At 62.4% G+C, this 21,740-nt stretch carries 21 protein-coding genes; 2 read left to right on the forward strand and 19 right to left on the reverse strand.

The features are described from left to right. Nucleotides 1-283 precede the first annotated feature (283 nt). From AC2FLM_RS22725 to AC2FLM_RS22760, 8 genes are all read right to left on the reverse strand, one after another. Nucleotides 284-700, reverse strand: coding sequence for a Rid family hydrolase (locus AC2FLM_RS22725; RefSeq protein WP_234143766.1), 417 nt, complete (start codon nucleotides 698-700; stop codon nucleotides 284-286). Beyond that, the gene (locus AC2FLM_RS22730; RefSeq protein ID WP_496860062.1) at nucleotides 697-1,881 is read right to left on the reverse strand and encodes a malate dehydrogenase; all 1,185 of its coding nucleotides are present in this window, start codon (nucleotides 1,879-1,881) and stop codon (nucleotides 697-699) included. The genes AC2FLM_RS22725 and AC2FLM_RS22730 overlap by 4 nt, the downstream gene beginning before the upstream one ends. Continuing rightward, complete coding sequence (locus AC2FLM_RS22735) at nucleotides 1,878-2,501, reverse strand: BMC domain-containing protein (RefSeq protein ID WP_234143764.1); 624 nt, start codon at nucleotides 2,499-2,501, stop codon at nucleotides 1,878-1,880. Before AC2FLM_RS22735 ends, AC2FLM_RS22730 begins: the two co-directional genes overlap by 4 nt. 3 nt (nucleotides 2,502-2,504) lie before the next feature. Then, nucleotides 2,505-3,884 carry an aldehyde dehydrogenase family protein gene (locus tag AC2FLM_RS22740; RefSeq protein ID WP_234143763.1) on the reverse strand — a complete coding sequence of 460 codons (1,380 nt, stop codon included), beginning with the start codon at nucleotides 3,882-3,884 and terminating at the stop codon, nucleotides 2,505-2,507. Continuing rightward, nucleotides 3,877-5,076, reverse strand: coding sequence for a hypothetical protein (locus AC2FLM_RS22745; protein WP_496860063.1), 1,200 nt, complete (start codon nucleotides 5,074-5,076; stop codon nucleotides 3,877-3,879). Before AC2FLM_RS22745 ends, AC2FLM_RS22740 begins: the two co-directional genes overlap by 8 nt. A gap of 75 nt (nucleotides 5,077-5,151) precedes the next feature. Continuing rightward, nucleotides 5,152-5,469: a BMC domain-containing protein gene (locus AC2FLM_RS22750; protein WP_496860064.1), complete on the reverse strand. Its 318-nt coding sequence runs from the start codon at nucleotides 5,467-5,469 to the stop codon at nucleotides 5,152-5,154. Between the two features lie 34 nt (nucleotides 5,470-5,503). After that, nucleotides 5,504-5,767: a EutN/CcmL family microcompartment protein gene (locus tag AC2FLM_RS22755; protein WP_234143760.1), complete on the reverse strand. Its 264-nt coding sequence runs from the start codon at nucleotides 5,765-5,767 to the stop codon at nucleotides 5,504-5,506. Next, nucleotides 5,767-7,062, reverse strand: coding sequence for a glutamine synthetase family protein (locus tag AC2FLM_RS22760; RefSeq protein ID WP_496860065.1), 1,296 nt, complete (start codon nucleotides 7,060-7,062; stop codon nucleotides 5,767-5,769). The genes AC2FLM_RS22755 and AC2FLM_RS22760 overlap by 1 nt, the downstream gene beginning before the upstream one ends. A 97-nt stretch (nucleotides 7,063-7,159) precedes the next feature. Between AC2FLM_RS22760 and AC2FLM_RS22765 the strand changes: the two genes are divergently transcribed. Next, entirely contained in the window at nucleotides 7,160-8,299 is a 1,140-nt protein-coding gene (locus AC2FLM_RS22765; protein WP_496860066.1) for an FAD-dependent oxidoreductase, read from the forward strand. 32 nt (nucleotides 8,300-8,331) lie between these two features. On the opposite strand, the gene AC2FLM_RS22770 is transcribed toward AC2FLM_RS22765, so the two are convergent. The 4 genes from AC2FLM_RS22770 to AC2FLM_RS22785 form a co-directional block, all read right to left on the reverse strand. Beyond that, a complete protein-coding gene (locus AC2FLM_RS22770; RefSeq protein WP_496860067.1) occupies nucleotides 8,332-9,057 on the reverse strand; it encodes a type 1 glutamine amidotransferase in 726 nt (241 codons plus the stop codon). Nucleotides 9,058-9,135: 78 nt separating this feature from the next. After that, on the reverse strand, nucleotides 9,136-10,575 hold the full coding sequence (locus tag AC2FLM_RS22775) for an FMN-binding glutamate synthase family protein (protein ID WP_496860068.1): 1,440 nt from the start codon (nucleotides 10,573-10,575) through the stop codon (nucleotides 9,136-9,138). Further along, entirely contained in the window at nucleotides 10,560-11,252 is a 693-nt protein-coding gene (locus tag AC2FLM_RS22780; protein ID WP_234143755.1) for a GltB/FmdC/FwdC-like GXGXG domain-containing protein, read from the reverse strand. Before AC2FLM_RS22780 ends, AC2FLM_RS22775 begins: the two co-directional genes overlap by 16 nt. Continuing rightward, nucleotides 11,249-12,196: a class II glutamine amidotransferase domain-containing protein gene (locus tag AC2FLM_RS22785; protein WP_496860069.1), complete on the reverse strand. Its 948-nt coding sequence runs from the start codon at nucleotides 12,194-12,196 to the stop codon at nucleotides 11,249-11,251. Before AC2FLM_RS22785 ends, AC2FLM_RS22780 begins: the two co-directional genes overlap by 4 nt. 151 nt (nucleotides 12,197-12,347) lie before the next feature. Between AC2FLM_RS22785 and AC2FLM_RS22790 the strand changes: the two genes are divergently transcribed. After that, complete coding sequence (locus AC2FLM_RS22790) at nucleotides 12,348-13,010, forward strand: GntR family transcriptional regulator (RefSeq protein WP_496860070.1); 663 nt, start codon at nucleotides 12,348-12,350, stop codon at nucleotides 13,008-13,010. 23 nt (nucleotides 13,011-13,033) lie between these two features. Here AC2FLM_RS22790 and AC2FLM_RS22795 read toward each other — a convergent pair whose 3' ends face one another. The 7 genes from AC2FLM_RS22795 to AC2FLM_RS22825 are packed head-to-tail and all read right to left on the reverse strand — an operon-like array spanning nucleotide 13,034 to nucleotide 21,498. After that, nucleotides 13,034-14,014: a response regulator transcription factor gene (locus AC2FLM_RS22795; protein WP_234143752.1), complete on the reverse strand. Its 981-nt coding sequence runs from the start codon at nucleotides 14,012-14,014 to the stop codon at nucleotides 13,034-13,036. 28 nt (nucleotides 14,015-14,042) lie between these two features. Beyond that, nucleotides 14,043-16,352: a N,N-dimethylformamidase beta subunit family domain-containing protein gene (locus tag AC2FLM_RS22800; protein WP_496860071.1), complete on the reverse strand. Its 2,310-nt coding sequence runs from the start codon at nucleotides 16,350-16,352 to the stop codon at nucleotides 14,043-14,045. Between the two features lies 1 nt (nucleotide 16,353). Further along, on the reverse strand, nucleotides 16,354-17,883 hold the full coding sequence (locus tag AC2FLM_RS22805; protein WP_234143750.1) for a branched-chain amino acid ABC transporter permease: 1,530 nt from the start codon (nucleotides 17,881-17,883) through the stop codon (nucleotides 16,354-16,356). A gap of 3 nt (nucleotides 17,884-17,886) precedes the next feature. Next, on the reverse strand, nucleotides 17,887-18,816 hold the full coding sequence (locus AC2FLM_RS22810; protein ID WP_234143749.1) for a branched-chain amino acid ABC transporter permease: 930 nt from the start codon (nucleotides 18,814-18,816) through the stop codon (nucleotides 17,887-17,889). A 5-nt stretch (nucleotides 18,817-18,821) separates the two neighbouring features. Beyond that, the gene (locus AC2FLM_RS22815; RefSeq protein WP_234143748.1) at nucleotides 18,822-19,520 is read right to left on the reverse strand and encodes an ABC transporter ATP-binding protein; all 699 of its coding nucleotides are present in this window, start codon (nucleotides 19,518-19,520) and stop codon (nucleotides 18,822-18,824) included. Next, a complete protein-coding gene (locus tag AC2FLM_RS22820; protein ID WP_234143747.1) occupies nucleotides 19,513-20,250 on the reverse strand; it encodes an ATP-binding cassette domain-containing protein in 738 nt (245 codons plus the stop codon). The genes AC2FLM_RS22815 and AC2FLM_RS22820 overlap by 8 nt, the downstream gene beginning before the upstream one ends. 15 nt (nucleotides 20,251-20,265) lie before the next feature. Beyond that, nucleotides 20,266-21,498, reverse strand: coding sequence for an ABC transporter substrate-binding protein (locus AC2FLM_RS22825; RefSeq protein WP_496860072.1), 1,233 nt, complete (start codon nucleotides 21,496-21,498; stop codon nucleotides 20,266-20,268). Nucleotides 21,499-21,740: the final 242 nt, after the last annotated feature.

Genomic DNA, 21,740 nt, shown 5'->3' on the forward strand with positions numbered 1-21,740 from the left:
ATGTCGGACCGAGGATCATAGCCAAGCGTTACCGCGCCCTCGGGCAGACGGGTGACGTCCTCGTCACGCGCGCGCCAGAAACGCATATCCTCCTGCCAGGGCTGCACCCAGGGCATCGGCGAAGCCGCTGGCAAACTCAGACACATCGGTGTCGGTCAGAAGAATAGCCATTTTCATCGGTGGTCTTGCGGTGATGGCTTGTCTCTCGCGGCGGGTCAGGCGTGCCAGACCAAACGCCCGGATGTCGTGTTCCGCCCCGCCGGGCGGGGCGAACAGGGGTGGCTCAGGTCAACGGAATCGTACCATTCTCGTCATGGATCACGGCGTCGACCATGATTTCCACAACCATGCCCGGCGTGGTCAGCCCGGCCTCGACCGCCGCCATGACCGGATTTATGCCCTTGAACGTCTCACCATGGGCACGGACCAGCCCGGCTGCACCCGTGGCCATATCGGTCAGGAACCCTGTTGTGCGTACAACATGGCGCATCTCGGCGCCCACCTCCTCCAGCGCCTCGCGAATGCGGCCAAAGATATAGACCGACTGCGCATAGGCATCCCCGGGCGCGTGCAGTTTGCCGTTGGGTTCGATGGCGGTGGTGCCCGCAACCCAGACAAAGGGCCCGACCCGCTTTGCACGTGCATAAGAGCCCACCTGTTCGAACCTACCGCCCGAGAAATAGGTTGCCTTGGCCATCATTCCGCCAGCCTATTGCGGATCGCCTCGGCCGCAGCCTTGAGCGCGGCCAGTTCATCCGGCAGGAGTTTCATTTCATCCACGCTCACCAGCCCGGACTGACCCAGATGACAAGGCACCCCCAGCACCGCGCCGTCGATACCGTATTCACCTTCCAGCATGACCGAGACCGGCACCGTTCCGGCGCGCGCGCCGCGAATGTGGTCCATCACCTCGACCGAGCTGTGCGCTGGTGCGATCACCGCTGATCCGGTTTTCTTGAGGGCCACGACCTGGCCGCCGCCTGTTATCGCATCCTTGACGCAGGCGGCGATCTTTTCCTCGCTGAGGAACACGTCCAGAGGCCGCCCCTTGATGCGCGAGGCCGACACGATCGGCGCCATCTCCTCGCCATGACTGCCCAGCGTCACCGCCTCGACATCCGCAGTGGTCACGCCCGCCGCCATGGCCAGCGCATTGCGAAAACGCGAACTGTCCAGCGTTCCCGCCATGCCCAGCACCTGGTTGCGGGGAAACCCGGTCGCGCGCAGCATCTCGAAGGTCATTTCGTCCAGCGGATTGGTGACGACGATGACGATGGCGTTCGGCGCATGGGCAGCGATGGCCGCACCCGCGGCATGGATCACCCGTCGGTTCACGTCGATCAGGTCGGCACGGGTCATGCCCGGCTGGCGCGGTCGCCCCGCCGTGACCAGTACCACATCGGCACCTTCGACCAGGGACAGCGAGGTGCCGCCATTGGCCCGTGCCCGCGAGCGGGTTACGCCGCTGGCGTGGTTCAGGTCCAGGGCCGTCGCCTCGGCCACGCCCGGTGAAATGTCGATCAGGGTCAGTTCCTCGGCCATGTCCGCATTGGCGCACAGATGCGCCGCGTTGGCACCAACACCACCTGCACCGATAAAGGCGATCTTGCGGAACCGGCGCGGCCGATGGCTGATCCGGTTCGACGGCGCCACCCATTTTGGCGAGCGCCGCCAAAGCGCCCGGCGCGCTGCGGTGTTGCCGTCGGTGCGCACCGCAAGCGGTTTTTCCAACGGCCCGGCCACCAGAGCGATGCCAAGGCGGTCAGCCTGATCCCTGGCCTCGGAGGTCACGATGTCGCCCGGCAGGACCTCGATGATATTTCGTTGGCGCTTGCGCGCCTCGGCGACCGTTTCGGCCCCTATGACGCGCCGCTTGCTCATTTCCGGGCGGTCCCGTCAATCGCCTCGATCGCAGCCGAAGCCGCCTCCAGAGCGTTCTTCACATCATCCTCTCCGCCCGAGACGAAGAGACGCCCGAACTTGCCCACCGCACGCACCTCGACGATGTCGATATTGGCGGCTTTTTCGGCCTCGTTGGCAGCCTGCGTGATATAGGCGGCCGGTTCACATTCCACGATGCCCAAGGTCTGACCCGGCACGATCAGCGAGCCCTTGCGCCACTTGTTCAGAAGCTGCGCCTGATAGGGTTCGACGCTGGTGATCAGCTGGGTCGAGGCCACGGTCGGCTTGATCCGGTCCGACATGCTCTGTCCAAGCTCTGCCAGGATCGCATCGCGGGCCGCCGACACTTCGGCGTTGGAACTGGACCGCAGGATGAAAAACCCGAACTCGCGCTCGACAAGCTGCGTTGTGGTTTCCACCGACGACGCTTTGAGCGCCCGGTCGATCAGGGTAAACACTCCGTTGCCCGGCGCGAATTCACCGATCAGCACCGTATCGCCGGCCAGCGGAACCGACCCCTGGACGGTGGCACCGTTGAAAGCCGCGAATTTCGGTTGAAGGTTGTCGATCTGCACAAGCGCGCGAATGGTGATAGCCATTTATCAAGCTCCGTAATCTTCGTAGATGTCGCGCCAGGGCCGGTTCTCGTAGGCCACGCGCTTGATGTTGATCAGGTGCAACGCCGTCACGTTGTCCGAGGTGATCGAGCCGGACCATGTGCCAGTACCCAGCATGAACGAGGGTTCCAGATCGGTGGAGTAGCCCATGCCACCCAGGATACCTGGCGTGTTGACCAGGATGCGGCCCGTCGGAATGCGGCTGAACTCGGCCACGACCGAAGGATCGTCGGAATGGATGATCGACGAATGCCCCCAACCCTCGAACTTGGCGATGCGCTCGGCGATGTTGACGCCTTCTTCGCTGGTCGGCGCCTCGAAGAACGCCAGCACCGGATTCAGCTTTTCCGCCGTCAACGGACGGTGCCAGCCGATCTCGGATTCCTCGCTGACAAGGCAGCGCGTGTTGGGCGGCAGCGAAATACTGGCCTGACGGGCGAGGCTTTCGGGGCTTTGACCCACGTTGCTGGGGTTCATCGCGTGCTTGCCGGAAAAGATAACCTTGGCCAGCCGGTCGGCCTCTTGCGGTGTGCAGAAATAGGCACCGCGCATCTTCATCTCCTGGCGCAGCTCGCGGGCGATCTCCTTGTCCGCCACCACCGCCTGTTCGCTGACGCAGGCGGTGCCATAGTCGAAGCATTTCGAGGTGATGATCTGCTCGGCCACTTCGCCCAGCATATGCGCCTTGGATTTGTGGACATAGCAGGGCACGTTGCCCGCGCCCACTGCCAGGGTCGGCTTGCCCGAGCTATAAGCCGCCTTGACCATCGCCGGCCCACCGGTGGCCATGACAACGCTGGTACGCTTATGTCGCATCAGCTCGGCGGTGCCTTCCAGCGTGACTTCCTCCAGGCACTGGATCAGCCCTTTGGGGGCGCCCATGCTTTCGGCGACGTCGGCGAGAATCTTGACCGTCTCGATCCCCGATTTCAGACCGCGCGGATGCGGCGCGCAGACGATGGCGTTACCGGCCTTCACTGCGCTCAGCACCTTGTAGATGATGGTGGAATTCGGGTTCGTCACCGGGATCAATGCAGCCACCACTCCCATCGGCACCCCGATAGCGGCGATCTTGGCGGCATCGTCGCGCCACAACACGCCCAGTGTCGTAATCTCGCGCAGGTAATCGGCCACCGACAGGGCATTGAACAGGTTCTTCACCCGCTTGTCGGGCACGTTGCCGTATCCGGTTTCCTCGACTGCCAGCACCGCCAGCCGCTCGGCCTCGGGTTCGATCGCACGTGCCATGGCATCGACGATTTCGTCGATCAGCTTGGGGTCGGTGCCCAGAAACTTGTTATAAGCTTCCCACGCCCGTTCGACGGTGCGGCGGGCGCTGGCGATGGATTTGAGATCCTTATCCATGGAGGCCCCCGTTCAGAATTGCATCAAACTGGCGGCGCGCTGCGCTGACATCCGTCGCCGTTACGCCGATTGAGTTGAGATTGCGCCCGGCGCCGCGCAGGTCGCGCTCGAGCACGGTCATGGCCAAGTCGATCATTGCCCGCGTCATCGGCACATTGCGCCCGGTCAGCTCGGCCGCCGACACCAACGGGATCAGCGACCCGATCACCCCGGCGCGCAAAAGCTCCTTCGCCTCGGCACTGTCGGGAACCTGCCGGGCGCCCGCGCCGCGCAGATTTCCCGCGACCCTTTGCGTGGCTGCCGCCGCGTCCTCGAGACCGCGCACGCCGAAATCGGCGGCGACGGCGACACGTTCTTCCCAGAGCCGCGCGATCACGGCCTGATGCGCTGCGCCGATCAGGGTGCGGAATGTCGCGTTTTCGGCCAATGGCACGCCACCTTGCTGTACCAGAGGCGCACCACAGGGGGCGGCCGGACCGCCAATCAGCAGCGCTGGAAGCTCGACCGCCGCACTGGCGTCGTCAAAGCCGGAATGCACGCACGAGAGTTCTGCACTGGCGTTGGGAAACAAGGGCTTCAACCCAGAAAGCACGTCGGAGCGACCCTGGGGGAGCGTCGCCACCGGAACCGAACCACAAGCCGACAGGATCAGCGCCGACCTGTCCCGCTGGATCCAATAGGGTGCACCGCCGCATTCGACGATGGTCACATCGGCGGCACAACCACCGGTCTGCAACAGCCAGGCCACCTCGACAGCGCCCAGAGAGCGGGCGTTTGGCAGAACCAGGACCTGCCCGTCCCGCAGATGATCCGCAAGAACCATCGCATAGGTGCGCTGCTTGTGGAGCGGACCGGTCAGCAGGATCAGTTCGGCCCCGGCTACGGCCTGATCCAGCGCCGCAGTGGTGCGGATGGACGGCCCCGAGGGCTGGTTTACATGGAACGAACCAATCGGGCCCTCGCCACGCAGGGTCACGCTGCCGGCGCTCCGCAAGTCGTCCAGTTCCTGCCCGTAAGCCGAAAAGAGAGTGACCTCCCGGTTTTCCGCAAGGGCCAGAGCAGCATACATGCGCGCATCGTCCCCGCCGCCCAGCACGGTCACCCGCGTCAGGGCGCGACCTGGGATTGCGGCGCGGGTACTTGTCCGGCTGCTCACCGTGTTCGCGAATTCTTCAAATCCAGCAACGCTCATCTGTCACCTGCGCATGGGAAGCGGGTCGGCGGACTGGCTGTCCGCCGCCTTGCCGCTTCAGCTCTTGTTTCGGGTTCAGTCGGCGCTGCCGCCGCCAAGCGCCGAAAGGAAGCTTTCGAGTTCCTCGTGCGGGCGCGCGATGACGTGAACGGCAACCACTTCGCCGACCTTGTTGGCGGCGGTGGCACCGGCATCGGTTGCGGCCTTGACCGCTCCCACTTCACCCCGGATCAGCGTCGAAATCAGGCCGCCGCCGGATTTGGTCTGACACACCATGGTGACACTGGCCGCCTTGACCATCGCATCCGCCGCTTCGATCGACGCGACCAGGCCACGGGTTTCAATCATTCCCAGGGCGGTCTGCCCTGCAGCCGTTTTCTGAGCCATGCTCATTTCTCCTTTGATGTAGCTGTCTTTTCTGTTTGGTTCAGACCGACACGGTGTCGATCACTGCAATCAGCGTTGCATCGACCGGAAGACCGGCCGCGCCCGCGGGAATTCGTGCCGAGGAACCCTGCACCATCAGGCACAGATCGCCGCGCCCGGCGCCGACCGTGTCCACGGCAACCAGCGAAGGTTCGATCACCTTGCCCCTGGCATCCTGGACGTCGACGATCAGCAACTTGTGACCCGACAGACCGGCCGCCTTGGCCGTGGCCGTCGCCGTTCCGATGACACGAGCAATCCGCATCAGAAATTCCTCATGTAACGGTCGATCTCGACCTGCGTGACCTGTTGGGCAAAGAACTCGACCTCGCGCTCCGCCTGCTGGATCAGGATCAGCTTGCGGTCTTCACCCATCACGCGTGTCATCAACTCACTGTCCTTGGCCGCGGCAATCGCGTCGGGGAGGGTCAGCGGCAGCGGATCGGCGCCCTCGAACTCATAGGCATTGCCCATGCAGGGCTCGGTCGGACGCAGGCCCTGTTCGATCCCGTCAAGGCCGGCCGCGATGTCACAGGCCAACAGGTAATACGGGTTGCAGTCGGCCGAAGCATCCCGCTTTTCGATCCGGACCGCGCTGTCATCGCCTTCGATCACCCGCAACCCGACGGTGCGGTTATCATAGCCCCAGCTGTTGTTGGTCGGGCAGAAGGTATAGGGCTGACGGCGGCGATAGGCGTTGGGCGTACTGGACCCGGCCAGCGCGATCTCGGCCATGTGCTTTTGCAGACCGGCCAGGAACGACAAACCGGTATCGTTCAGCTTGCCATCGTTTGAAAACGCGTTCTTGCCGTCTTTCCACAGCGAATAATGAGTGTGGAACCCGCTGCCCGATTGATCGATGAAAGGCTTGGCCATGAAGGTTGCCATATAGCCTTCGGACTGTGCTAGCTGCCGCACAAGCGAGCGGAACATGATCACCTGGTCGGCCGATTTCAGCGCCTCGTCATAGCGGATGTTCACCTCGACCTGTCCTGGTCCGTATTCGGGGTTGGACTGCTCGATGGCGATGCCCATCTCGTTGATCTGCTGACGGATCGGCCCGAGAACGTGTTCCAGCCGCGCCGCGCGGGCCAGACTATAGACCTGGATTCCCGTATCCTTTGGTCTCAGCGTTTCGGGATCGAGAAGGTAGAATTCGAGCTCGGTTCCGGTCTTGACCTCGAACCCCATTCTTGCGGCCCGTTCGACCTGGGCCACCAATGCGCCGCGCGGGTCGATCGGAACCGGCTTGTGGTCCATTCCTTCGGCCCGTGCCATGCAGAAGGCCACACCGGGTTCCCACGGTGTTGCCACCGGCTTGGTCAGCGGGAACATGTGCATGTCGGGATAGCCATTGTCGAAGTTGACATAAGGTGTGTCCCAGACATCCGACGTCATATCCAGCGCCAGAAGAGCAATCGAAAGCGCATTGCCGCTCTTGCACGTCGTTTCCCAATGGCTGGCGGGAATGCGCTTTCCGCGCATGATGCCATTTAGATCGCCCATGCCAAATGCCACCGTATGAGTGCCAGGCGGCAAACTGTAATCCTGTTCGCTCACTATTTTTTCCTCCCGGTTCGCGACAAAAGTCTTTTGCGCTCTCGTTGTGTATACTGTATACAGAATGCAGCACCGTGCAAGAAGAAAGTTGGACGAGATGAAAAAACCCCAAGCAATCGTTGTCGGCGGGGGAATTGCCGGCCTCATGACCGCCGTTTCCCTGGCCCGCCGTGGCGTTCAGGTCGAGTTGATCGACCGGTGGGAACCCGGCCACGCCCGCGCCACGTCCTCTGACTACAACCGTGTGATTCGTGCCATTCACGGCAAGGATCATTTCTATACCCGCTGGGCGCGCGAGGCGCGGTTGCGCTGGCTCGAACTCGAGCAAGAGACCGGGCAGAAGCTCTATTACGAATGCGGGGCGCTCATTCTTGCGACCGAGGGGCATTGCGCCTGGGAAGACAACACCTGCGCCACCTTCGACGCACTTGGCGTGCCCTATCACACCTATCGCCCCGATGATGTCAGAACCTTCTTTCCGCAGTTCGATCCGAAGGGAATTAAATACGCGATTCATGAACCCGAGGCCGGCATGATCATGGCGCATCGCGCCCTGATCACGGCCGTGGCCCTGCTCAAGCGGCTGGGTGGCACGATCCGGCGCGGGCATGTCACCACGGACGCGGCCGAACGCCCCTGCCTGGATGGCAAGCCGCTGGATGCGGAACTGGTCGTTGTGGCCACCGGTCCCTGGATGGCCGACATGTTCCCCCGCACGGTCAAGCCGATCTCGGTCGTGGCCGGGGTGAACGTTCTCTATCACTCGACGCCGGACGGTTCGGAACTCTTCGACCAAAGCCGGATGCCTTGCTGGATCGACCACGGAAAAGGCAGCTTCGGCCTGCCATCCGTCGAAGGCTCGGGCGTCAAGGCCGCGGTCGTGATCCCCGACCAGATCGACCTGGACAACGACGAACGTCTGATCCGGCAAAAGATGATCTCGCGCACCCGGCAATACATTGACCACCGCCTGCCCGGATTGAAAGGTCAGCGCATTGTGGACAGCAAGTTCAACCAGATCATCATCACGCCCGACACCCATTTCATCCTGGACTTCCACCCCGAGCATAAAAACGTGCTGCTGGCCGGCGGATGTTCGGGACACCTGTTGAAGCATGGGCCTGTGTTCGGCGAGTTTGCCGCCGGAGTTGGGCTCCGCGATTTCGGAACTCCGGACCGGTTCAAGCTGGGACCGCGCAAGAAGCTTTCTCCGAACGAAAGCCCTTCGGGGAGATAAAGCACCTCGGCTGGTCGCACCGCCCGGCGCGATCAGCCGAAGACGATCCCGACCCAGTTCCCGAGGATACGTTCAGCATCCGCTTCGAACTGCGGCGCGCGGTGCCGGTTCGTTACGATAAAGTCGCGCACCCCGCCCTCGCCCAGCATCGCGTCGAAATCCGCCTTGTATTCGGGCAGCTTCAGGCAGGCGTCGATCATCTCCGGTGTCAGCTCCATGTGGAATTGCAGGCTGAACGCCCGGCGACCCGCTTGCATGGCCTGAACCCCGCATGCGGGTGAGCGCGCCAGTGAAATCGCCCCTGGCGGAAGTCGCGAAACCTCGGCCCCGTGCCCTTGCACGCAGGTCATGAACGGACCGAGGCCGGAGAACAACGCGTGCGCGGCACCGTCTTCCGTCAGGTCGACGGGCAGGATTCCGACTTCGGGCGATTTACTTGGCCCAACCTCGCCGCCCAACGCGTCGGCAAGCAATTGATGGCCAAGACACAGACCGAAGAACGGCAATCCGAGATCCCGAACTGCACTGCGGATTACCGCTTTCTCTGTCACCAGCCAGGGATACTGCTGCTCTTGCCATACCTGTTGCGGGCCACCCAGAACCCACAACCCGTCAAATCCGCTCAGGTCGGGCACAGCGTCGCCCTGATCCAGTTGGACGGTGACCGGAACCAACCCATGCGCATCGAACAGCGGCAGGAAACGGCCAAGATGCTCGGCGGGATGATGTTGAAACACCAGAATGCGGCGTTGCGCCATTATCATTCTCCTACGAAAAAGGACCGCGCCGGGGAGGTGGCACGGTCCTTCGCAACCAAGGGCAAGTCGAGAACGAACTCAGCCCTTGCGTCCGCCCGCCCAGTCGAATGGGCGGTCGATGCCAGCCATCTTGACGCCGGTAAAGGCCGATGCCTCGAAACTCAGCGCGCGCAGATCCTCGGTTTCGAGATTGTGCACAGACGACTTGCCGCAGGCTTTCGCCAGAGCCGTTACTTCCATGGTCATCGCGGTCAGCAGACGTGCGATCCGCTCGGCCCCGGCGGCCACGTTCATGCGCGCTTCCAGTTTCGGGTCCTGTGTGGCGATTCCGACCGGGCAACGCCCGGTGTGGCAATGGTGGCAGGCTCCCGGTGAGGTACCAAGCGCCAGATAGTCCTCGAGATACCGGGGCGAGTTGCAGCCCAGGCCCATCATTGCGCCATTGCCGATCATCACCGCGTCAGCCCCAAGCGCCAGCGCCTTGGCCACGTCGGTTCCGGTGCGGATACCGCCGGCGGCCACGAGCGAGACCTTGCCGGACATGCCGCATTCGTCCAGCGCCTCGCGCGCAGCCGGAATGGCGGACATCGCGGGAATGCCGGTGTGGTTCAGCAGCAATTCGGGTGAAGCGCCGGTGCCCCCTTCGGCACCATCGACCACCACTACGTCCGCTCCTGCCTTGGCGGCCACCGCCACGTCATAGCGCGGGCGGGTCGCACCCATCTTGACGAAGATCGGCACCTTGTAGTCGGTGGCGATCCGAAGCTCCTCGATCTTGACCGCAAGGTCATCCGCACCCAGCCAGTCAGGGTGGCGGATGGTCGACCGCTGGTCGACACCTTCGGGCAGGGTGCGCATCTTCGACACGCGTGGAGAAACCTTCATCCCCAGAAGCAGGCCGCCAGTGCCGGGTTTTGCGCCCTGCCCAACCACCAGTTCCAGTCCGTTTGCCCGGCGCAGGTGATCCAGGTCCAGCCCGTAGCGCGCCGGAGACATCTGGTAGACCAGCGTCTTCGATGCCGCACGCTCTTCCTCCAGCATGCCACCTTCGCCGGTGCAGGTCATCGTACCCGCCTTGGACGCACCATGACCCAGCGCCTCCTTTGCGCTGGCCGACAGAGCGCCAAAGGACATCGACGCGATGTAGATCGGGATATCCAGCTCGATGGGGTTCTCCACCAGCCCCCGGCCTCGGCCCAGCACGGTCCGGGTCTCGCATTTCTCGCGATACCCTTCCAGCGGCAGACGCGTCATGGTGGCCGGGACAAAGGTCAGGTCGTCCCAGGTAGGCAACCGTTTGTTGAACGTGTTGTAGCCGCGGACCTGGTACCGCCCCAGCTGCGCCAGCGCGTGCATTTCCGAGATCGCTTCGGGTGTCCAGCGGGTCGAACCGCCTTCGTCATAGGATGACGGAACACCGGCGGGCCGCCCGTCTATGGCTCCGTCACCGAACTTGATCAGTTCTTCCGATGCTTCCTCGAACGGGAACTCGTAGGGTTGTTTTATATCATCAGCCATGCTTTTGCGTCCCTGCTTTCGAAGTACCAAAGGCGCTGTCCGGCAACGATCCGGCGCCAGTTGCGAGAAGTGTCTTTCAGACCCAAGGGATCGAGGATCGCATCGACCTCGGCCACCTGTTCGGCCGTGGGTTCGGTCACGACAGCGTCAACCCCGAGATCCTCGATATCGCCCGTAACCCAAACCTCGCCTTGCCACAGGGCATCGGCACAGGACGGCCCTGCGCCGCCCAGTGCGATGATCTTGCCACCATGCGCCATAAAGCCCGACTGATAGCCGATCTTGCCTTCGACAATGATGTTGCCGCCCTTCATGGCGACACCGGCGCGAGGGCCGCAGTCGCCCTTGACGTGGATGGTGCCGCCCAGCATCGCGGCACCGACCGACATGCCGGCATATCCGCCGACGGTGATATGGCCCGAGTCCATCGCCTCTCCGCAGCCCCAGCCGGCATTGCGCTTGATCTCGATGGTGGCGCCGTTGTTCAGGCCACCGCAATAGTAACCCACCGACCCCTCGAACCGGATCTTGCAGCCCGCGGGCAGGCCGACACCCAGATTGTGACGCGACATGGTGTGGCGCACGACGATCGACTTGCCCGCCTTGGCCGCGGCCTGAATCTCTTCGTGGACTTCGCGAACCGGACGATCGCCGACTTCGATGATGACGTCGCTCATGCCGCCGCCTCCCGGTTCCCGACACCCCAGATGCCGTGCAGGCTGGGACCGTCGTAATTGATAATACCGATGTCATCTTGGTCGAACACGCGACGCACGGCCTGTTCTTCGGTCGCGGCGGCGATGTCGCCATTCTGATTGACCACAACCAGCGGCTTCATCGCGAAACGGTCCTTGGCCCAACCGATCCGTCCCGGCATTCCGATCATGTAGGTGAACACGCCGTCGATCTCCTTGATCGAACGGGTCAGCGCGGCTTCCAGGTCCAGCCCCTGTTTCATCCGGTCCGACACCCAGACGGCAATCAGCTCGCTGTCGTTGTAGGTCAGGAAGCGATAGCCCTTTCGCTGCAACCTGTCGCGCCAGGAGTAATAGTCGGTGATCTGACCATTGTGCACGATGGCCACATCGGCAAACGGACGTGCCCAGAACGGGTGGCTGGCATTTGGACGAACGTCGCTTTCGGTCGCCAGGCGGGCATGGCCCAGCCCATGTGTACCGATCATGTCGCGCACACCGTGCTTGTCGGCCACGGCATAGGCGCCGCCGGTGTCCTTGATGATTTCCAGCGACCGGCCCACGGATTGCATCTCCAGCCGGTCGCAGATCTCGTCGGCGGCTTGTGTCCAGCGGGCCCGATCCGCAGGATCCGTGATGGTCATGCGCACCGAATAGTGCTTGTCGCGGCTGTCATCCCAGGTCGGGTCATCGACGAAGTCGCCGCCGTGATCCCGAAGGATCGCGTGAAAATCCTCAAGGTCCTTGCCCAGGGTGGCGCGGTCAAATCCCATCGCGCGCACGACATAGCCGCTGTCCCTCGGGACACCGTAGATCGCAAATCCGGTGGAATCCGCCCCGCGATGCTCTTGCGCATGCATGAGCTCCACGAGATCGCGCCCCACCTTGCCCGGCGCGTTCAGTATTCGCCCAGCGATTCCGCACATATTCGTTTACCTCCAGTATTCGCCCATGGCGCACGATTTCTTTATTCGTATACTGTATACAGTACTCAAGAATGCGCAAGGGGGAATTCGTCGCGTTCACACTTCCGCCGGACAGTTGTATCCTGTATCCCGGAACAAAAGGGCGCATTGCATGGCTTTCAAATCTTTGTCGCAACCCCGGCTTCGACTGGCGGATCAGGTCTATGAGCAGATCATGGCCGCGATTCGGGCGGGCGATATCTCCGCTCAGGACCGGATCGTCCAGGAAAAGCTTGCCGAACAGTTCGAAATCAGCCGCACGCCGGTCCGCGAGGCTCTGTTCCGGATGGAGCAGGAAGGCATTCTCGAGGTTGCCGGTCACGGCGGTTTCCGTATCCGTCAGCTTGATCTGGCCGAGATCCGGGAACTCTATGGCTCACGCTGCGCGATCGAAGCCTACGCCGCTCGGTTGCTTGCCAGCAACGGAAGCAAGGCCATCTACGATTCGCTGCGTGAAACGATTTCCAAGGCAGAAGACCTCCGAAACGACTCGGTCGAAGCCTATTTCATGGCCAACTACCAGATTCACCGCGCCATCGTGGAAGCATCGGAAAACCGCTTCCTGCTGGAGTTCTCGGAAAACATCTGGAACCGGGGGTCTTCCTTTACCGTGTTCTCGACAATCCGGTCCGTCGATCTGGCCAAATCACTTGGCGGGCACATGGCACTGATCGATGCCATCGAGACCAAGGACGGCTCGATCGCCGCTGCGGCCATGATCGACCATATCAACGAAGGGCTGGAATTGCAGATCGCATCCGGCCAGTGGGAATAGTGGTTCTGACGTCGCTCAGTGGCTCAAATACCGCGCGAAGAGTGTAGCAACGACGAAAGGCTTGCCCGGTTCCCGACCCCCAGCTTGGCATAGATCGCCTGTGTCTGGTTGCGGATCGTCGCCGGAGCCACGCCGAGGATGCGGGCCGCTTCCTTGTGGCTTTTGCCTGCCGCCAGAACCCGCGCGACCTCGCGCTCGCGGTGTGTCAGAAGGTCCAGCGGACTCAGCCGTCTGAGCGTGAGCTTTCGCAATCCCATTCCACCGAGTCCGGGGGCTTCCTCGCAAGTCACGACCATATCCCGCTCGGTCATGATGTATTCGCCCGGTGTCTTGACCAGACGGCGCAGATGTTCGGGCAGCAGATCATCTTTCCATTCCGGCCAGAGCGCGCCCAATTGGTCCCGCAAATTGCCAAGCCCAAGAATGCCAATGCCGTTTTCGTTGACAAAGATGGTCACGGAGCCAGCGCTTTCTCCACGCCCGGGCTCAGCCGTCGAAAGCTTCATCGCTTCCGACAGTTGATCCACGGCGCATTGCAGAAACTGCTGTTCGGTCTCGGACCAGTCCCGCACGTGACGACCCGTGCGGTAACTGGATAGATAGAACGAGGCGATGCGCCCCGGACGCATGTGCATCGCGGTGGCGAGTTTCGTCAGCCCGTAGGTGTCGGCCAGATGCACCATTCCTTCGGTCTGATGCGGGCCGGACCGGCTGTAGGTCGCGATGCCGCTCGGATCTTTCAGGAACTTTTCCGCCAGAAGATCGTCGTCGGCAATCGTCAGCCAGGTGTCGTAGAAATCATCCGGCAGGTTGACGGTGGCGTTGGCGTGCACCACCACCCCTTCCGGATTTATGTCGGCCCAGCCGTACCAGGCAGCATCGAACCCAAGGGTTTCCGACAACTCACCCACGGCCCAACGAGCAAGGCCCTCGGCATCGTCCGTCCGAACCCGGTCGTGGATCTCGGACACGAAACTGGAAAACGCGTGCAGGCTGTTCTTCATGCGGCTGCCCCCCTTTGGACAGCGGGCTCTATCGCCAAAGTTTTTCGTCGCCAGTATACTGTGTACCGGGTAATTTGCCATCCTTTATGAAGGCGTTCAGCACGTTGCGCATGATGGTGCCAACGTTGTTTTCACCCCCGTGGCACGGCAAAGCCTGGCTCCACGCGATGGAACCCGCGGCAAAGACCGCGCCATTGTTCGGCGTGGTGAAATAGATCATGTCGCCACGCACCTGCGCGTCCTGGGTGCCGCCGCGGCCGGGAAAGGCATAGGTAACCTCTTCGCTGACCAGCGGATAGTTGTCGGAGTGACCCCAGCTCGAAGCCAGCAACATCGTGTGCGGAGGCGTGCCCAGCACAAGGTCGTACCGGTCAAGTTCGACCCCGGCCGCGCCACCCAGGGCCAAGCCGAAATCGCCGATCGAATCTTGGTCACCGATGCCTTCCATGATCCACGAAACCCGCTTGTGAAACGAATCCGGCATCCGCTCGAACGACTCGCTGGAATCCATCCCTTCGGAGGTAAAGCCCAGGCCCACGATCTTTTGCGGCGCTCGTCCGCGCGACCGCCACAGACCCGAACGCTCTCCGGTACAGGCCAGGTGCCCTTCTCCCGGTTCCGCTTGCCAAGCGCGGCTGCCAGCATCCAGCTTGCGCACCTCGATACAATGCGGCTCGTCCTCGCGGGTGCCCGTGACCCAGTAATATCCATTGCCGCCCAGATACATTACCCGCCCCCCTTCGCGCAGGTACTCTTCGGTCCCGTCCATCATCTGTTCCGAGTAGTATTCGGGATGGGTACCGTTCAGGACCACTTTATAAGGGCGCAGGGCGGCGACACCTTCGGCATGCAGGTCGTGATCGGTCAATACGTCATAGTCATAGCCCGCATGCTCAAGCCACCACAGCAGCGACAGGTCGGCCGGCAGCGCCCAGGGGAATCCCATGGCCGGAAGACGGTATTTTGGCCGCATGGAAATGATAGGCCGACGCCAGGACGAATAGCAGCAGCCCGCACCATCGGTGTGATGGTCATAGGTCGACAGGCCGAATTCCTCGAGTTTCTTGAACTCCAGGTCCTCGGCTGTGACGATCGGCGTATGGCCGGTAATCGCCTGGGCGATCGGTGCCTCATAGCTGAGATGTTCGTTGGCATAGGCCAGATAGGTGAAGGTCGGCAGCAGGAACGCGATCCGGGCGCGCGGGGTCCGGGGTCGCACGATAAAGGGAATGTGGTCCTCGGCCTCGCCGGCGCGCAGGCGCAGGGCATAGACCCCGCTGCGCAGATCGGCGGGCAGGGTCAGGGAATGTGTTTTCTCCCATTTGCTGTCGGTCAGGGCGTCGTCGTGAAAATGCACGCCCCCGTAGGTTTCCGGCGCCATGTGAAAACTGTCGGCCCCGCGCCAATTCACCCCAGTCATCAGGCGCACCGGGCGGTTCACACCCTGCAAATGCAGCCCATGCGGCCCGGTGTCGGCAATTACATCGCCAACACCCTTGGGCGTGATCCCCTCGGTCGGGTCCCAATAGGCGATCAGCTTGTCTTCACCAGGCTTGCCGCCGGAGGCCAGCGCCGCGACCTCGTCTCGCGTCAGAACCCGACCGTAAACGCCGGAGCGGTCCAGTTTGCCGTTGAACAGAAAAGACGCATAAGAGCCGCGCTGAGAGTTCCACGCCGTCGCGGCAGCCAGTTTGAACGGCGCATCCGCGCCGGTGTCGGCCGGCTTGATCCGCAACACTTCCTCGACCCAGGCATCATCCTCGAATGGCACCACGGTCGAAATGCGCGAGTTCCACGCGTTCACGCAGTTGATCACATGCAGCGCCGCCTGCCCCGTCGTGGAGTCAAAGCTGGCCGCGATGAAATACCAGGCGTAGGGCACGAGCGAGATCTCGGTCGTGATCTGGTCGACCTGCTTGCCGTCGCCCAGCCACAGCGAAACATGCCCTTCGGGGTCGATGCCCAGGCCATAGCCCCGGTTCCCCTCGATCGCCCAACGGCCCATGATCATCTGCCGTTCGGTCTTGGCCAGCGTGGGATAGACATGGGCAAAAAGGGTGAAGCTCTCGAGGCCTTCCAGACGCCCATCGGGATCGTCGCATTGCGCAAAGGCCCCGATCTGGGTGTATTGCCGTTTCACATCAAGCCAGTGGGGCAGATCGACCTCGACTTCCTCTTCGATGAAACCGGGACCTTCGGGGTTCTGGTCACCGTGAACCAGGCGCACCAGCTTTGCCTCGACCTCGTGGCGGCCTTCGACCGAAATCATGAAGTCGACATTTTCCCCGGCCTTGGGGTTCAGCGGGTCGGCATAGCCGAAAATGCGGGTATTGGTCATGTCAGCTTTCCAACAGGTCGTTCACGCGCAGCAGGAACACCGCGTGATAGGCATCGTTGAGGTTTTCGTAGAGCTTGTCGTCCACCAGCCGCGGCGGCGCCCCACGTACGCCCGAAAAGGCGACGATCTTGTATTTGTGGAACCCCTCGGGCAGGCGCATGATGGCATATTTGTCCGCCATCTCGCCGCGCCGGAAATAGTTCAGAACCCGGTTCAGGTTGTCGGAATGCTTGCCCAGCGGATCGCGCCGGTGCTCCTCGATCAGATCCTCGGTGATCAATGATTTCAGGTGATCGCGAAGACGCTTGTGAAAGCGGCGATAATAGATCTCCTGCTTGTCAGTAAACTCAATCGCCTCTTCCGGCATGACCTCACCTCCCTTTTCCGTGCGGCGCGCGCGCGCCTCTGATTTCTTGCGATTGCGATAGCCCCGGAACTGGTCGCGGATGCCGACGATGCCGTTATGGGTCCACAAAGTGACCCCCAGCATGATGGTCGCGATCAGCAACACGCGGAGCGGGCCCAGATCCAGCATGCCCTTGTCGATCAGCACCACGATGGCGGTGCCGATCACCGCGCCCTCGGACCGGCCCAATCCACCGATCACGATCATCGCGAACAGGAGAAGCAACTGGTCCAACGAAAAGATCGAAGGCGAAATCGACTGGTAGAACATGGCATAGAACGCCCCGATCACCCCAAGCCCGGTCGAGGAGATCAGGAACACGTGCATCCGTGCCCGGCGGTAGTCGATGCCGATCGCCTCGGCAAAGGCCTCGCCGCCCACCTCTTCGCGTGAGGTTTGCAGCAGCATGCCGAGACGTTCGGAATTGACGATCCGGAACGTAAGCAGCGCCAGCAGCAGCAGGACGAACGCTCCGGCAAACCCCATCAGCAAACCGGGCCGTTGCAGGAACCACGCTTCGGGGATGAAACTGCCTACGTTATTGATCGAACCGTTGGTCGGACCCAGCACCTTCAACTGCACCACGAACAGGCGGCAGATCTCGGCAAATCCCATGGTCAGCAGGGCATAGTAGAGCCCGTCCAGCCGGGTCGACGGCAGGGCGAGCACCCCCCCGATCATCAGCCCGGCCATCCCGCCGGCCACGAACATCAGCGGCCATGGCAAGCCAAGCCAGACGTTCAAAGCGGCGGCCGCATAGCCACCGATGCCGACGATCGCCAGCGTGGCCAACGAAAAGATGCCCGCAGTCCCGATCACCAGCGTCCACAGCACGTTGATGGCCGCAAACATGCAGAAGATCGCCGCGATGGTCAGCATCGAATTCGACAGAAAGGGCGCGGCCACCAGCAAACCACCCAGACCCAGCGTCCACCACAAGGGCCGCTTGTCGGCCAACCGCCGCTCTTGCCGCAGGGACTTGGGATTGGCGCGGCTGCGCCATTTCAAAAGGTGCCGGCGGGTGAAGGGCAACCGATAGCGGCGCATCGGTGCATCACTTGCCGGATAGAACAGCAACTCCTGCGGGCGCGTTCCGATCTGATAAAAGGTCTTGGTCTCGGACATGTGCTATTCCCGCGTCTCGTCCAACAGCCCGCCCAAACCGCGAGGGCGGATGATCAGGACCGTGATGATGAAAATGAAACTGGCAAACAGCACGTATCGCTGGCCCAGGAAGGGGATGGCCCCGACCGTGGCCTCGAGGAACCCGATAATCACGGCCCCGGCCACCGCACCGGGAACCGAACCCAGGCCGCCCAGCAAAGCGATGGTCAATCCCTTGATCAGCGGCAAGGCGCCAGAGGTGGGGCTGACGAATATCGTCTGGGAGAGAAGAATCGCCGCCAGCCCCGCCAGGGCTCCGGTCAGCATCGTGACCGGAAGCGCCGTCCAGCGCACCGAGATCCCCGACAGCACCGCGCCTTCGGGATTCTGCATCATGGCCCGGATTTCCAGCCCCTTGCGCGACATCCTCAACCACAGCAACACCAGGGTCAGGATCACTGCGGTTGACAGGATCGCGCCAGCCTGGTCGTAGCGCACCGGTATGCCCAGGACCTCGAACTTGCCAAAACCAAAGAGCTTGGGCAGGCCGCGCTGGCGCGGGCCGAAATACCACAACAGCAACTGCACCGTCGCCAGGTTGATCGCCAGGGTCATGATCAGCGACCGCACTGCGAAATTCGGCTTGTCATGGATCGGCAGGAAAGCCAGCAGGTAGATGATGGCGCCAAAAATCGCGCCGGCCAATATCCCCGCCCCAACCGTCACGCCCGCCGTTGCCAGCGTGGCCGCCAGCGTCTTGCCGAAAGCGGCGGCGATGACCGGCTTGGCGGCGGCTGACGCCAGCCAGGCAGCATAGCCCGATACGGCAAAGGTGGCCCCATGGGCCATGTTGATCATACCCACGGATGACCACAGGATCGAGATCCCGATCGCCATCAGCCCGTAGATGGCCGCCAGGTTCAGCCCGTGAATGATCGTTCCGAAAATGTCCATCGTCCCTACTCCAATCCCACGTGGCCGACATCGCCGCGAATGCGCCCCGCATGCATGCCGATCATCCGGTCGACCCGGCCCGACAGCAGCGCCACGTTTTGCTCGGCGATCACCATCGCGCGCCCTTCGGTCGGAAGGGAGAACAACGCCTCGACCACGCTGGCCGATATCTTGGGCGCAAGGCCCAGCGATGGTTCGTCGATCAGGTAGAGAGACGCCTCGACCATCAGCGCCCGGCCGACCGAGACCATGCGCCGCTCGCCGCCCGACAGTTTTCCCACCAGCGCGTCTTCCAGCCGTCTGAGCGGCGGAAAGATGTCCATTACCATGTCGCGCCGCTGACGGCGCTCGCGCCAGGCAAGCCGCGTATAGGCACCGCAATCGAGGTGCTGGCGTACCGTGAGGCCGGGAAAGATGGCATCGCCCTGCGGAGTCATGGCCAGACCGAGGCGCACGATTGCGGGCGTCTTGCGCCCCGGTCCGGTGGACCGCGTGCCGCCGATCTCGACCCCGTTCAGCTTGATCGAACCGCTCTGCCACCCGACAAGATGCGACACGGCGCGAAAGAGCGTGGTCTTGCCGTGACCGTTCAGACCGACCAGCCCGACCCGTTCGCCTTCGCCGACGCGAAAATCGATCTCGTGCAGCACCCGAAGCGGGCCGTAACCCGCCGTCAACCCGGAAATCGTCAGCACATCAGGCATGTTCCGGCTCCTCGAAATAGGCGGCATGCACGCGCGGATCGTCGAACACCTCGCGCGGGGTGCCGGTGGCGATCACCTCGCCCAGGTCCAGCACGACGGTCCGGTCGGCAATTGCCGACAACAGTTCCAGCCGGTGTTCGATCAGAACAGCACCCAAGGCGTATTCGTCGACGAGGCGGCGGATGATCAGGTCGAGTTCGTCGATCTCGGAATTGATCAGGCCTGAGGCCGGTTCGTCCAAGAGCAGCACCTTGGGCTTGCGCATCAGGAGGCATGCCAGCAGAAGTTTGCGACGGTCGAAAGTATCGAGCGCACCACAGGGCGTCTCCCAGCTGCGGTGAAAATGCGCCAGGTGGCAGCCCCATTCCGCATCGAACCGTGTCAGATAGGGTTTGTGCGAAAATCGCGCCGCGCGAAACACCTCGCCCGCGGTCATGGCCGAAGGCACCACCGGGCTCTGGTACGTGCGCGCCAGGCCCAGCCGTGCCCGGTCATGCACCGCGTGGTCGGAGATATCGGTCCCGTCCAGCCAGATCTGCCCCGCGGTGGGGGTGTACCGCCCGCACAGAACCTCGAAGAGCGATGTCTTGCCCGCGCCGTTCGGCCCGACAAGTCCCATCACCTCGTGGTTTTCGACATGCAGGGCGACGTCGTTCAGGATCGGACGACCGCCGAAGGATATTCCTATCCCCCGGCAGCCGAAGATGCCTTTGGTGTCCGCGATGGTCACTGCAAATGCCTTTGCTTACATCCACCAGGCGGGCTGGAACCCGGACTCTTCGAAGGGCGACGGAGCGATGATCTTGTGCTCACCGTCCTGCACCTGGAAGAAGAGATGCGCCTGTCCGCCTTCGGGATCGTCGGTCTGGTTGGGATAGCTGGTACCCGACTGGGTATCGTTGTCGAACCGGTACAGCCCGCTGACCCCGCGATGCTGGATTGACCGGATGGCGTTGCCCACCGCGTCGAAATTGCCCGGATCAGTCTCGGCCCAGACCTTGGCCATCAGGTGCACCGTGTCGTAACCGGCACCGCTATAGACCAGCCCCATCGTACCGGGGAACTTCGCCTGATAGGCCGCGCGGAACGCTGCGCCCATCTCGTCGTTATAGGCGCCGATGACCGACCCCCAGACAAAACCGTTCGCCGCCTCGCCCGCGAGGTCCAGGAATTCCGGCTGTGACGGTCCGTATTGCAGGTAGACCAGCGAGCCTTCGACCGGGTCCACCGCAAAGGTCTGCGCGAACGAGGCCAGTTCCGCCGCGACCCAGTGGTCGATCATGATCGCGCCCGCATCTGTTTCCTTCAGCGCCCGCATGACCGGCGCCCAGTCCTGCACCGGGAACTGGATGTCGGTGACTGCGCCAAGCTCCCATTCGCCGCCCGAGGCCGCAATCGCATCTTGCGTCGCCTTCGAGATCGCCTGGGTATAGCCGATCTGCTCCTGCACGATGTGGATCTTGTTGTTCTTCGGCGTCCATGCGCCGCTGGCTTTCAGATCCGAAAGGAACTTGACGAAACCCGAACCATAGAAGGTTTCGGCCACATCGATCTGAAAGATGTTGCGGTATTTCTGCGGGTCGGACTTGAACAGGTCCAGCGAGGCCTGTTGGGTGTTGCCGTGAAGATAGGGAATGCCGGTCGCCGCTGCGGCCTCCATCGCCGGCTGCGGGATTAGCACGAAGGGCGACAGGATCGCGTGCGCCCCGGCCTCGTTGAGGTTCTGAAATGCGGCCAGCGTGCCCTCGGGCGTCAGGATGTCGATATCGACATTGTTGATCTCGAGCATGCGGCCCGCAACGCCGCCAGCGGCATTGATCTCTTCCACCGCCATGGTGACGCCGTTCATCCAGTCCTTCTGATCGGCAACACCAACCGGCCCGGACTGCGCTGTCGGCACGCCGAGAATGATCGGGTCTGCCGCGAGCGCAGGCGCGGCAATGGTTGCTGCCGTGACCGCCATCGCTGTCGATTTCAAGAAAAGTCTTCTGCTGATAAATGGCATTTCCGTTTCCTCACTGTTCACTGACCGTGAAGGAAACATCACCCGACCGCGTCCGGTCTATGGTGCAAATGCACTATGAAATCTACTGCCCTGGAACGCGCGTTCGGATTCTGCATTTTCCAGAGGTCTACATATATCTAGGCTCCAGACCCATTGATTTTGGTCATCTGCCGTGATTCAGGGCTCGCAAGGAGACCTGAATGATGAGCAACCTT

Source organism: Ruegeria sp. SAZD011, from assembly GCF_059612545.1.